Source organism: uncultured Marinobacter sp., assembly GCF_963974375.1.
In the GTDB taxonomy this organism is placed as follows: domain Bacteria; phylum Pseudomonadota; class Gammaproteobacteria; order Pseudomonadales; family Oleiphilaceae; genus Marinobacter.
In genome coordinates this window covers 1-11,055 of sequence record NZ_CAXBDN010000140.1, presented here as the reverse complement: position 1 = coordinate 11,055, position 11,055 = coordinate 1, and the positions used below count along the sequence as shown (strand labels likewise).

The 11,055-nt window shown below is 60.0% G+C and carries 12 protein-coding genes; 4 read left to right on the top strand and 8 right to left on the bottom strand.

Going from position 1 to position 11,055, the window contains the following annotated elements; translation table 11 throughout:
* Window positions 1-110: 110 nt before the first annotated feature.
* The 3 genes from AAC035_RS12610 to AAC035_RS12600 all read right to left on the bottom strand — a co-directional run bounded on the left by AAC035_RS12610 (window position 111) and on the right by AAC035_RS12600 (window position 1,877).
* The gene (locus AAC035_RS12610) at window positions 111-821 is read right to left on the bottom strand and encodes an FKBP-type peptidyl-prolyl cis-trans isomerase (protein ID WP_339804692.1); all 711 of its coding nucleotides are present in this window, start codon (window positions 819-821) and stop codon (window positions 111-113) included.
* Between the two features lie 123 nt (window positions 822-944).
* Window positions 945-1,334: a DUF4124 domain-containing protein gene (locus AAC035_RS12605; protein WP_339804690.1), complete on the bottom strand. Its 390-nt coding sequence runs from the start codon at window positions 1,332-1,334 to the stop codon at window positions 945-947.
* A 27-nt stretch (window positions 1,335-1,361) separates the two neighbouring features.
* Entirely contained in the window at window positions 1,362-1,877 is a 516-nt protein-coding gene (locus tag AAC035_RS12600; protein ID WP_339804689.1) for a TIGR02444 family protein, read from the bottom strand.
* Window positions 1,878-1,950: 73 nt separating this feature from the next.
* On the opposite strand from AAC035_RS12600, the gene AAC035_RS12595 reads away from it, so the two are divergent.
* The gene (locus AAC035_RS12595) at window positions 1,951-3,888 is read left to right on the top strand and encodes an ATP-binding cassette domain-containing protein (protein WP_339804687.1); all 1,938 of its coding nucleotides are present in this window, start codon (window positions 1,951-1,953) and stop codon (window positions 3,886-3,888) included.
* A gap of 12 nt (window positions 3,889-3,900) precedes the next feature.
* On the opposite strand, the gene ppx is transcribed toward AAC035_RS12595, so the two are convergent.
* Window positions 3,901-5,427, bottom strand: a complete 1,527-nt coding sequence (gene ppx, locus AAC035_RS12590; protein ID WP_339804685.1) for an exopolyphosphatase — start codon at window positions 5,425-5,427, stop codon at window positions 3,901-3,903.
* Window positions 5,428-5,743: 316 nt separating this feature from the next.
* Between ppx and trxA the strand changes: the two genes are divergently transcribed.
* The gene (gene trxA / locus AAC035_RS12585) at window positions 5,744-6,070 is read left to right on the top strand and encodes a thioredoxin TrxA (protein ID WP_339804682.1); all 327 of its coding nucleotides are present in this window, start codon (window positions 5,744-5,746) and stop codon (window positions 6,068-6,070) included.
* Between the two features lie 128 nt (window positions 6,071-6,198).
* Window positions 6,199-6,810 carry a molybdenum cofactor guanylyltransferase MobA gene (mobA, locus tag AAC035_RS12580; protein WP_339804681.1) on the top strand — a complete coding sequence of 204 codons (612 nt, stop codon included), beginning with the start codon at window positions 6,199-6,201 and terminating at the stop codon, window positions 6,808-6,810.
* Here mobA and AAC035_RS12575 read toward each other — a convergent pair.
* From AAC035_RS12575 to moaB, 4 genes are read right to left on the bottom strand one after another with little or no spacing between them, the layout of a single operon-like run.
* Window positions 6,801-7,283 (bottom strand): molybdenum cofactor biosynthesis protein MoaE, encoded by a 483-nt coding sequence (locus AAC035_RS12575; protein WP_339804679.1) that lies wholly within the window; start codon window positions 7,281-7,283, stop codon window positions 6,801-6,803. The two genes, mobA and AAC035_RS12575, sit on opposite strands and share 10 nt — an antisense overlap.
* Before the next feature lie 5 nt (window positions 7,284-7,288).
* A complete protein-coding gene (moaD, locus tag AAC035_RS12570) occupies window positions 7,289-7,549 on the bottom strand; it encodes a molybdopterin converting factor subunit 1 (RefSeq protein ID WP_339804677.1) in 261 nt (86 codons plus the stop codon).
* 2 nt (window positions 7,550-7,551) lie between these two features.
* Window positions 7,552-8,766, bottom strand: coding sequence for a gephyrin-like molybdotransferase Glp (gene glp, locus AAC035_RS12565; RefSeq protein ID WP_339804675.1), 1,215 nt, complete (start codon window positions 8,764-8,766; stop codon window positions 7,552-7,554).
* On the bottom strand, window positions 8,766-9,338 hold the full coding sequence (gene moaB / locus AAC035_RS12560; RefSeq protein ID WP_339804673.1) for a molybdenum cofactor biosynthesis protein B: 573 nt from the start codon (window positions 9,336-9,338) through the stop codon (window positions 8,766-8,768). Before moaB ends, glp begins: the two co-directional genes overlap by 1 nt.
* A gap of 386 nt (window positions 9,339-9,724) precedes the next feature.
* On the opposite strand from moaB, the gene rho reads away from it, so the two are divergent.
* Window positions 9,725-10,987: a transcription termination factor Rho gene (rho, locus tag AAC035_RS12555; RefSeq protein ID WP_339804671.1), complete on the top strand. Its 1,263-nt coding sequence runs from the start codon at window positions 9,725-9,727 to the stop codon at window positions 10,985-10,987.
* Window positions 10,988-11,055: the final 68 nt, after the last annotated feature.

Here is an 11,055-nt window from a genome sequence, read left to right as displayed (position 1 = left end):
GTATCGTTGCCCATCTGCTCACTCTCCAGATGACAACGTATTTCAGGACGGGACACCGGAACAAAAAAAGGCGATGACATCGGGTCATCGCCTTTTTTGATCAGCGAAGCTTACTCCGGATTGATTTCCAGCAGTTCCACGTCAAAAATCAGGGTCTCATTGGGACCGATGGCCTGATTGCCGCCGGGGCCATAGGCCAGATCTGACGGAATGTACAGGCGGTAACGGCTGCCTTCAGGCATCAGCTGCAGGCCCTCGGTCCAGCCAGGAATGACCTGGTTCAGACCAAATGTCACCGGTTCGCCACGCTCTCTCGAGCTATCGAAGACATCGCCGGAAATCAGTTCGCCAGTGTAGTGTACCCGGACCTGGTCGGTGGCAGCGGGACGGTCGCCTTCGCCGTCTTCCAGCACTTCGTACTGCAGGCCGGACTCGGTAACAGTGACTTCGTCGCGCTCGCCGTTTTCGGACAGAAACGCTTCGCCGGCGGTGCGATTATCTTCCGCCATCTTTTCCACTTCCGCCATTTGCTGTTCCTGCAGGGTGCGCTGATAGGTAGTCAGAGCGGTCTGCACTTCTTCCCGGGTCATGCGGGCGGAGTCGTCACCGGCGTGGCCGTGGCGGAAGCCTTCCAGAAACTGGTCCATTTCAAGATCAGGCAGATCGCTGCGCATGCGCTCGCCGAGAATAAGGCCCATGCCGTAACTGACTTTCTGACCATCGTTTTCCAGCGCCGATTCAACCTGCGCGTTATTCTGGCTGCCAGCGGAGCATCCGGCCATGGCGCCAGTGACAGCCAGGGCGATTAATGTTTTTCTCATAATAATTCCTTGTTTTTCAAATGTGCTTGAGATTTTCAGAAAAGGTAACCGGTTTGGGACTTCAGTGCCACTGACGGAGTCGTAATATTGCCGTTCGGGTCATAGTCACCACCATAACTGTGTTCAGCTGCCGTTTTCCGGCAGCTGGGGCTGCAGGTTAAACGGTGCCGCATAGGGTGCGTAAAGATCCGGCGTTTCCGGCGTGTCCTGCTGATCAGGTGGCAGTGAACTGCGGCCCGGTTCGATTGCCAGGGCGTTCCAGCGGCCCTCGGCTGGTGGCTGATCGGCGTAGTGCCAACCGCCATCGGAATCCTGCCACTTGAATACGATATCTGGCTCAGCAGAGGTCACGGGTACCGGAACCACAGCTTCAAAGGCCGGGATGACCGGAGTGGGCTGCTGGTTGGTCACTTCGGTTTTTGCTGTATCTTGTGGCGCCTTGACGCCCACAACGAGCAGCGCTATCAGAACGGCCAGGGCGGGAAAGGCGAGCCGGATCAGCCAGCGGGTCATGGCAGCAATTCTCCATAGTTTCCGGTATCAGTCATTGGGAAAAACCTTGAAAACCTGTTGGGCGAGAAAGATTATCTTCTGATGTATGTCAGCGCTATCGGTATCTTCATCGGGTGGTGCAGCTACCCGGACGTTGGCCTGTGCAAGTGTCATCGGTGGTTCCTTTACCGTTGAGTGGGTGGGCTGGTGCTGAAGCCAGGCCCAGGCGAGGTCCAGTTCGATTTTTTCGGACTCGAGTTCCGCTTTGGCGAGCAACCCTCTGAGCGTTGCGGGCGCTTGCTCCTGCTTGCCGATGGATTGACGAAGCGCGCGAATGGCCTCGGTTTTATTCCGCCGCCACTGGCTCAGCTCATCCGGTTCTGTGCCATCGTAGGATCGCTCCTGAGTGGCGAGCCAGCCTGCACACAGAATACGGGTTACGCTCCAGCCCCTCTGCTGCAGGGTCAGGCAAGTATCTTCAATGCCGGGAAGTTGCCAGAAGGCAAGGGCGAATTGCCACAGCTCATTGGCCAGGGAGTTCTTGTCCGATGTCGCTGAATCCATAATTTGCATCCGTTGTCAGGTCACAGCGCCGAAAGCGTAACCTGAACGAAAGATTCCCTGTTAAAATCGCGCCATGCTTACGATAACAGATCTCAGTTTACAACGGGGTGGTGTCTGGTTGCTAGACAGGACCAGCGTCACTATTCAGCCCGGTCAACGGGTGGCCATTGTCGGTGCCAACGGTGCCGGCAAGTCCAGCCTGTTTCAGCTGTTGCTGGGTACCCTTGCCCAGGAACAGGGCGTGGTTTCCTTGCCCGGTGGTTGCCGTATTGCCCATATGGCCCAGGAGGTTGCTGCCTCTGACCGCAGTGCCCGGGACTTCGTGCTCGACGGTGACAGCCGACTGCGGGAGCTTGAGCGGGCCCTGGCAGAAGCCGAGTTGGCGGCTGACGACAACGCTCAGGCCCGCATTCACGGCGAACTGGATATTCATGAAGCCTGGGCCGCTCCACGTCGGGCAGAAGCGCTTATCCGGGGCCTGGGCTTTGCCGAGGGCGATGCCGACCGGCCAGTGTCCGGATTCTCCGGTGGCTGGCGGATTCGCCTCAATCTGGCCCAGGCGCTGATGAAGCCTTCCGACATGTTGCTGCTGGACGAGCCCACCAACCACCTGGATCTGGACGCCTGTCTGTGGCTGGAAAACTGGCTGGCCAGGTATCCCGGCACGTTGTTGTTTATCTCTCACGACCGGGACTTTATGGACCGGGTGGCGACCCATATCATTCATTTCGACCAGAAGTCGCTGGTCCAGTACACCGGTAATTATTCGGCGTTTGAAGGGCAGCGTGCCGAGCGCCTGGCCCAGCAGCAGGCGGGTTTCGAGCGTCAGCAGGCCAGAATCTCCGAAATTCAGCGGTTTATCGATCGATTCAAGGCCCAGGCGACCAAGGCACGTCAGGCCCAGAGCCGGGTCAAGGCGCTGGAGCGGATGGAGCGGATTGCACCGGCCCACATCGATTCCCCGTTCAGCTTTGCCTTTCCGATGGCGGAAAAGGTGTCAAACCCTTTGCTGTCTTTACGCAACGGCGTAGCCGGCCATGGTGACACACCGATTCTGTCCGGGCTGAACGTCACCTTGCTGCCAGGCAGCCGCATTGGTTTGCTCGGTCCCAACGGCGCCGGCAAGTCGACCCTCATGGATGCGCTCCGGGGCGAGGGTACATTGCTGTCCGGCGATCGCACCACCGGCGAGCATCTGGCCGTTGGCTACTTTGCCCAGCATCAGCTCGAATCCCTGGATCTGCAGGCGAGCCCCTTCCTGCATCTGCAACGGCTGTCTCCGCGGGCGTCCGAGCAAAGCATTCGCAACTTCCTGGGCGGTTTCAATTTTCATGGTGATGAAGCGCTGGCCCCGGTGCGGACGTTTTCCGGCGGTGAAAAGGCACGGGTTGCACTGGCGGTGATTGCCTGGCAAAAGCCCAATCTGCTGCTGCTTGATGAGCCCACCAACCATCTGGATCTGGAAATGCGCCAGGCTCTGACCATGGCCTTGCAGAACTTTGATGGTGCCATTGTGGTGGTCTCCCACGACCGTCATCTGCTGCGCAATACCGTGGATGAGTTCTGGCTGGTGTACGAGAGTCGTGTGGTGCCCTACGACGGCGACCTTGAGGACTATGAGCGCTGGCTGGGTGAGCGCCGCAAGGATGAGTCAGAGCCGCCGAAGCGGACCACCGGCGCTGAAACCGCGCCGGTGGCCGGAGGGCTCAGTGCCGAGGAGCGCAAGGCCCTGAAACGTGAGCAGGCTGAGCTGAGGCAGAAACTCAGTCCCTGGCGCAAACAGTTGGTCAAGACCGAGCGGGTAATGGCAGAAGACCAGGCCCGGCTGGCGGATATTGAAAACGCACTCTCGGACAGCGGGCTATACGAACCGGCTCGCAAAGCCGAATTGCAGGCCTTACTGGCAGAACAGGCATCGGTACGCAAATCGCTGGATGCTGCCGAAGCCAGCTGGCTCGAAACCAGCGAGGCCCTGGAGGATCTGGAAAGCCGGCTGGTGGCTGCCGAGTGATCCCCGGCCGGGTCAGTTGGCAGGCGCCTTGCCCCGGATATTCAGGGTGATGCCCTGTTTGCCGAGATAGTCCTTTTCATTGTCCAGATCGGCGACCGTCAGTGGCCGCTCATTCAGCCATGCCGGATCAAAGTTCAGGTTGAGGGTGTTGTCTTTTGCTCTGGCGGTGATGGGCGGTGGCGTTTCGTGATTGCGGGCATGCTGGAGCAGAACCGCCAGCCGCACCAGAACGCACAGGCGGCGGAGTCGATTCACGTCCTGACTGTCGATGCCCTCAAAAACCGACGCTGTCAGTTTGCGCCGGTGGCCCCGTACCAGTGAGGCGAGTTCCTGCTGGAACTGCTGGGTAAAGCCGGGCAGGTCGGAATAGCGCAGCAGATAGGCACCATGTTTGTGATACTGGCTGTGGGCGATACTCAGGCCGATCTCGTGGAGCCTGCAGGCCCAACGCAGTAACTCTTCATCAGCCACGGTGGCGATGGCCCAGCTACTGGCCACCTGGCGCCACAGGGCGATGGCGGTATTCTCAACCGCCAGGCCATGGCGCTGATCCAGATGGTAACGCTCCTGCAGGGCGGAGATGGTCCGCTCCCGCACATCCTCGTGCTGAATCCGCCCCAGAATGTCGTACAGCAGACCTTCCCGGAGGGCGCCGTCGGCGTAGGACATCTGATCAATGGCAAGGGATTCGAATGCTGCCAGCAGGATCGCGAATCCCGCCGGGAAAATGCTCTGCCGGTCGGTACGAACCCCCACCTCGGCCAGGCGGCGGACATTGCCCATATCGATCAGCCGTCGACGCAGCTCCTGCATACCCTTCAGATCCATGGTGCCATCACTGATCTTCAGGTTCTTGAGAACACTGGACACCGCCTTGATCGAGCCGGAGGAGCCGACCGCGCTCTGCCAGCCCAGGGAGCGGTAGGGGTTGCGGATATTGAGCAGTTCCTGGGAAGCGTGGGTTATCGCCCGGTCCATCTGCCGGCGGCTGATCTTGCCGTCGCCGAAATAACGGTTGCGGAAGGACACGCAGCCCATGTGAAGACTTTCCAGCTCCCGGGCTTCAAAGCGTTCGCCGATAATGAATTCGGTACTGCCGCCGCCAATATCAATAACCAGTCGGCGGCCACTGTCGTCAGACAGGGTATGTGATACACCCAGGTAGATCAGTCGGGCTTCTTCCCGGCCAGCAATGATTTCAACCGGGTAACCCAGTACCTGCTCGGCCCGGGCAATGAACGCAGAGGCGTTGCGGGCTACCCTGAGGGCGTTGGTGCCAACCACCTGGACCGCCGCCTGCGGCATTCCCTGAAGTCGCTGGGCGAACCTGCCAAGACACTCCAGCGCCCGGAGTTGGGCGTCTTCCGTCAGGCAGTTGCTGGCGTCCAGGCCGGCGCCCAGCTGAACTTTCTCACCCATTTTCTCGAGGGTTCTCAGTTCACCGTGAACCAGCCTTGCCACCACCATGTGGAAGCTGTTGGAACCCATGTCGATGGCTGCGAGCAGCTCTGGCGGAGTAGCGTTTGCAGATGCCGTCACGTGTTGGGGAATCCTGTTGCCGGGCGAAAAAATACGCTTTGGCCGCGAGGCGGCAGCGATGTCGTGCCGGTAACTATAAGCGAATCCGGGAGTCTGTGTCAGTAAAGCCGGGGAGTGCTGAAGCGGTTGCCTGGAACGGGTGCTTCACAGACCGGTGAGCAATCGCGTAAAGTAGACCGTAAATAATCAGCGAATTGCAGCAAACAACGTAAGATGAAAACTAAGTGGGACGGAAAGCCCGGTTACGGACTTGCCGTTATCGTACCCGCGCCCAGGGCGGTGTTCTGCCGGCCGGCGCCAGACTCAGGAAACAGCAATGAGCGGAAATATCGTAAACGTAACAGACGCCTCCTTCGAACAGGATGTACTGAACTCGGACACTCCGGTGCTGGTTGACTACTGGGCCGAGTGGTGTGGTCCATGCAAGATGATTGCGCCGGTGCTTGAAGATATCGCCGACGAATACGAAGGGCGCCTGAAGATCTGCAAACTGAACATTGATGAAAATGAGCAGACGCCGCCGAAGTTTAACATTCGCGGCATCCCCACCCTGATGCTGTTCAAGAACGGCAATGTGGACGCGACCAAGGTTGGTGCCCTGTCCAAATCACAGCTTGCCGCATTCCTCGACAGCAATCTCTGATCGCTGCCGGCGGCTGAGACCGTCTGAAACCGCCCGGAAGTGCCCGGCCACGGCAGTCGCCTGTGGTCGTTGCTTCGGGGTGGTTTTTTTATGTCTGAAATTCGTGAATTTCAGGTGTGGTTAAAACGGTGAGAGCAGCAACGGTGACCAGTGAGCATTTTGCAGATATCGCCGGGCTGGTATTGGCCGGTGGTGAGGGGCGCAGGCTTGGCGGACTCGATAAGGGGCTGGTGGTCTGGCAGGGCCGTCCGCTGGTGTCGCAGGTGGCCGATGTGCTGGCGGCTCTGGTCGACCCGGTTATCGTCAGCGCCAACCGGTCACTGTCTGACTATCGGACTATCGCAGGGCGGGTGGTGGAGGACGAGCCCCGGTATCGTATGCAGGGGCCGCTCGCCGGCTTGCTGGCGGGCCTGACGCTGGCCCGGGCGGAAGGCAAGAAGGCAGTCCTGGTCTGCCCCTGTGATACGCCCGACGTTGAACCGGCCATGCTGGCCTGCCTGTGCCGCACCTGGCAGGCTCAGCCTGCGCGGGCAGTGGTTGCCTTGAGCGGAGACAGAGTCCACCCGCTGCACGGCGTGTTTCCGGTGACCATGGTGGCGCAGCTGGCGCTCTGGCTGGACCGTGGCGAACGCAGGGTTCAGGGCTTTGCGCGGGAGGTTGATGCGTATCCGCTTGATTGCGATCGTTGGCCGCAGTCGTTTGTAAACCGGAATCGTCCCGAGGACTTTGCTCAGGGTTGATCGTGATCCGCCTGCCACTGTGCGCTTTGCTGCCGGTCTGAGGCTTTCTGCTCAACCCAGTGCTCGCCACTTTCGGTCAGTTCCTTTTTCCAGAAGGGTGCCGACGTTTTCAGGGCATCCATAATGAACTGGCAGGCGGCAAAGGCGTCGCTGCGATGGGCGCTGGCGATGCCGACGAAAACAATCTGGTCCTGCAGTGTCAGCCGGCCCACCCGGTGAATGACCCGGGCCTTGCGCAGATCCCAGCGCTCGGCGGCCTGAGCAATCAGGTCGTTGATGATCTGTTCGGTCATGCCGGGGTAGTGCTCCAGAAACAGTCCGGTAACACCGGTCAGATCGCCGCTGTCCCGCACCAGACCGGTGAAGGTGACAATTGCCCCGGTGCCGGCGCCACTGTCCCGAAGAGCGGCGTACTCTTTTTCCGGGCAGAAATCGTCGATCTGTATCGAAACCTCAGGTGTGGGTCCATTCATTGGGCTCAGCCCCCTGTCACCGGTGGGAAGAAGGCAATCTCGTCACCGCCATGCACCGGGTGACTGGCTTTCGCCATGGTCTGGTTGATGGCGATCATCACCGGTTGGTCACCATTGAGCTGACGCCAGGCACCACCTTTGGCGGCTAGCTGTGCCAGCAACTGTCCGGCGGTCAGCCCGGGAGTCGGCTCCAGGGTCAGCATGTCGGTTGCCAGCTCTTCGCGCAGACGGGCAAAAAAACGGACGGTGATGGTGTTGTTGCTCATGATCATTCCAGTAATTCGCTGAAGCTGTAATAGGTGACCGGATCGCCATCGTGGATGGTGGCATTTTCCGGCACCACGGCGAGGCCATCGGCCCAGCAGGCGGAACTGAGTACCCCGGAGCTCTGGTTGGGGTAGGCGCTGACGCGGATCTGGCCATCGACGATGTCCTTGCGTGCCCGGACGAACTCACGGCGCACCGACGGTTCCGGCACGGTGAAGGCCGCTGGCAGGGTTTCACCGAGCGGACGGTAACGACCATAGCCCTGGCAATGGCGCAGGTAAGGCATCGCCACCATCAGGAAGGTGACCAGCACCGCAGCCGGATTACCCGGCAGTCCCAATACCGGCGTTCCGCCGATCCGGCCATAGGCCAGCGGCTTGCCGGGTTTGATGGCAAGTCGCCACAGAGACAGTTCTCCGGAGGCTTCCAGTACGGCCCGCACATGGTCTTCCTCACCCACCGACACGCCGCCACTGGTGATGATCAGATCTGCCTGGTCAGCGGCTCTGAGCAGGGCCTGACGGGTGCCGTCCCGGGTATCCCCGAGGGTTTCGCACAGCACGACGTCACAGCCGGTGCTGGCAAGCAGGCCGAGCAGGGTATAGCGGTTGGTGTTGTAGATCTGGCCCGGGGCCAGCACAGCCCCGGGCTCTGCCAGCTCGTCGCCGGTGGTGAATACCGCGACCCTGAGGCGTTTGAACACGGTCACGTCAGCACAGCCCATGGAGCCGAGCAGGCCCATTTCCTGGGGCCGGACCCGCGTTCCCTTGATGAGTGCCGTGCTGCCAGCCGTCAGGTCCTGACCGCGACGGCGAATGTTCTGACCGGACACTGGTGCGGCAAGAATGCGGACCTGGTCTCCGTCCAGCTCGGTACGCTCCTGCATGACAACCGCATCAGCGCCATCGGGGATCTCCGAGCCGGTGAAAATCCTGACGGCGGTGCCTGCCTGCAGGGGTAATGGCGCGGTACCCGCCGGCACCCGCCCTGATATTGCCAGCGGTGTTCCCGCGGTCACATCGGTGTGTCGCACGGCGTACCCATCGACGGCGCTGTTGTCCGCCGGCGGAACATCTGCCGGAACCTGAACGGGCTGTGCCAGTACCCGCCCCAGCGCCTGGCCCAGCGCCACGGTTTCGGTCTGCTGCAGCGGCGTGGCGCCGTCAAGCAACTGTTGCAGTGCTGCGTCCAGTGAGGTCAGTCCGGCTGAAACCATCAGCGAGTACCCTTGTTTCCGATTTTCTCACCCAGCCGGCTCACATCCCGTTCCGGCTTGCGTCGCACCAGCGCCACGAAGTTGCAGGGGCCGTGACGACTGTCCAGCTGGCTCTCGAGCAGGCCCTGCCAGCCAGTGCGGCAGGCGCCGGTGGAACCTGGCAGGCAGAAGATGACGGTATGGTTGGCGAGACCACCAAAGGCCCGGGACTGAATCGTCGAGGTGCCGATGTCGGCCGCAGACAGACGGCGGAATTCCTCGCCAAAACCGTCGATGCGCTTGTCCAGCAGGGGGCTGACCGCCTCGGGCGTGCTGTCCCGTTCATGAAAACCGGTGCCGCCAGTGATAATGATGACGTGAACATCCGGGGCTGCAATCCACTCCGACATCAATGCCCGTATAAGGTACACATCGTCCGGAAGGATTCGCCGGGCGATCAGCGTATGGCCGTTGTTCACAACACTGTCTTCCAGGTACTGGCCGGAGGTGTCTTCGGCAGGCCCCCGGGTGTCAGAAACCGTCAGCAGGGCAATGTTAAGGGGGATCAGTTCTCCGGTGGCCTGGCTACTCATGGAAGACTCCGTTATGGGTTGTGCGGGTTACCGGGTTCAGTATCCTGAACCTTGGCTGTCAATGGAAGGGAGTAGCCCTTCAGAGGGATCCGGGAGCACCCGCTAAAGGGGGTGCCGGGCTCGTAGTGGGCACAGACTGTGTGCGGCTGGTGCAAAAATGGGCAGGAAAACTTGACAGGGGTATGGGAGGTGGCCGATTATCCATCCTACGCTAACGAGCGGTTGTTCTTCCTGTCTCTGGTTCCAGTTCTATTTTCCGGACTTTTTCACCACCGGTTGCTCCATCTGGCCAGCACCACGTTCAGCGTATATTCAATCAAACCGTTCAGGGGCACCCCTGTCATTCCAACTTTCGCTTACTTCCATTCCTGAAAATCTAACAACCTATGAACCTTACTGAACTCAAGCAGAAATCTGTGCCCGAATTGCTCGACATCGCGCAGGAAATGGGCCTGGATAACCTTGCCCGCTCCCGCAAGCAGGATGTGATTTTCTCCATTCTCAAAAGACATGCGAAGAGCGGTGAAGACATCTACGGCGATGGTGTACTGGAAATTCTGCAGGATGGCTTCGGCTTTCTCCGTTCTGCCGATGCATCCTACCTGGCGGGTCCGGATGACATTTATGTCTCTCCCAGCCAGATCCGTCGCTTTAACCTGAGAACCGGTGACACCGTTTCCGGCAAGATTCGTCCACCGAAAGATGGCGAGCGCTATTTCGCGCTGTTGAAGGTTAACGAAATCAACTTCGACAAGCCGGAAAATGCCCGTAACAAGATCCTGTTCGAGAACCTGACGCCGCTGTTCCCGGACGAGCGTCTGACCCTCGAAGTCGGCAACGGCAGTACCGAAGACCTTTCGTCCCGGGTTCTCGATCTGGTTGCGCCGATCGGTAAGGGCCAGCGGGGGCTGATCGTGTCGCCGCCCAAAGCCGGTAAAACCTTGCTGATGCAGGGTATCGCCCAGGCGATCACCCGTAACAATCCGGAGTGCCATGTGATGGTGCTGCTGATTGATGAGCGTCCGGAAGAAGTCACCGAGATGCAGCGCACGGTGCGCGGCGAAGTCATTGCCTCCACCTTTGATGAGCCACCGGCCCGTCACGTTCAGGTGGCCGAGATGGTGATCGAAAAGGCCAAGCGTCTGGTGGAGCACAAGAAGGACGTGATCATCCTGCTGGATTCCATCACCCGTCTGGCCCGCGCCTACAACACGGTTATCCCGTCATCCGGCAAGGTGCTTACCGGTGGTGTTGATGCCCACGCCCTGGAAAAGCCCAAGCGCTTTTTCGGTGCGGCCCGTAACGTGGAAGAAGGCGGCAGCCTGACCATCCTGGCGACCGCGCTGGTAGACACCGGCTCCAAGATGGACGAGGTGATCTACGAGGAGTTCAAGGGTACCGGCAACATGGAAGTGCACATGGACCGCAAGATCGCTGAAAGGCGCGTCTACCCGGCCATCAACATCCGTCGTTCCGGCACCCGTCGCGAAGACCTGCTGATGAGCGAGGCGGACATCCAGCGGGTGTGGATTCTGCGCAAGCTGTTGCACTCCATGGACGACGACACCGCAGCCATCGAGTTCCTGCTCGACAAGCTGAAAGAAACCAAGACCAACGACGAGTTCTTCCAGTCCATGAAGCGTCGTTGATTCGGGCTTTCTGGATGTCTGGGCGCACTCTGTTATGGAGGCGACGGACATCGCCGGGGTTCCCCTTC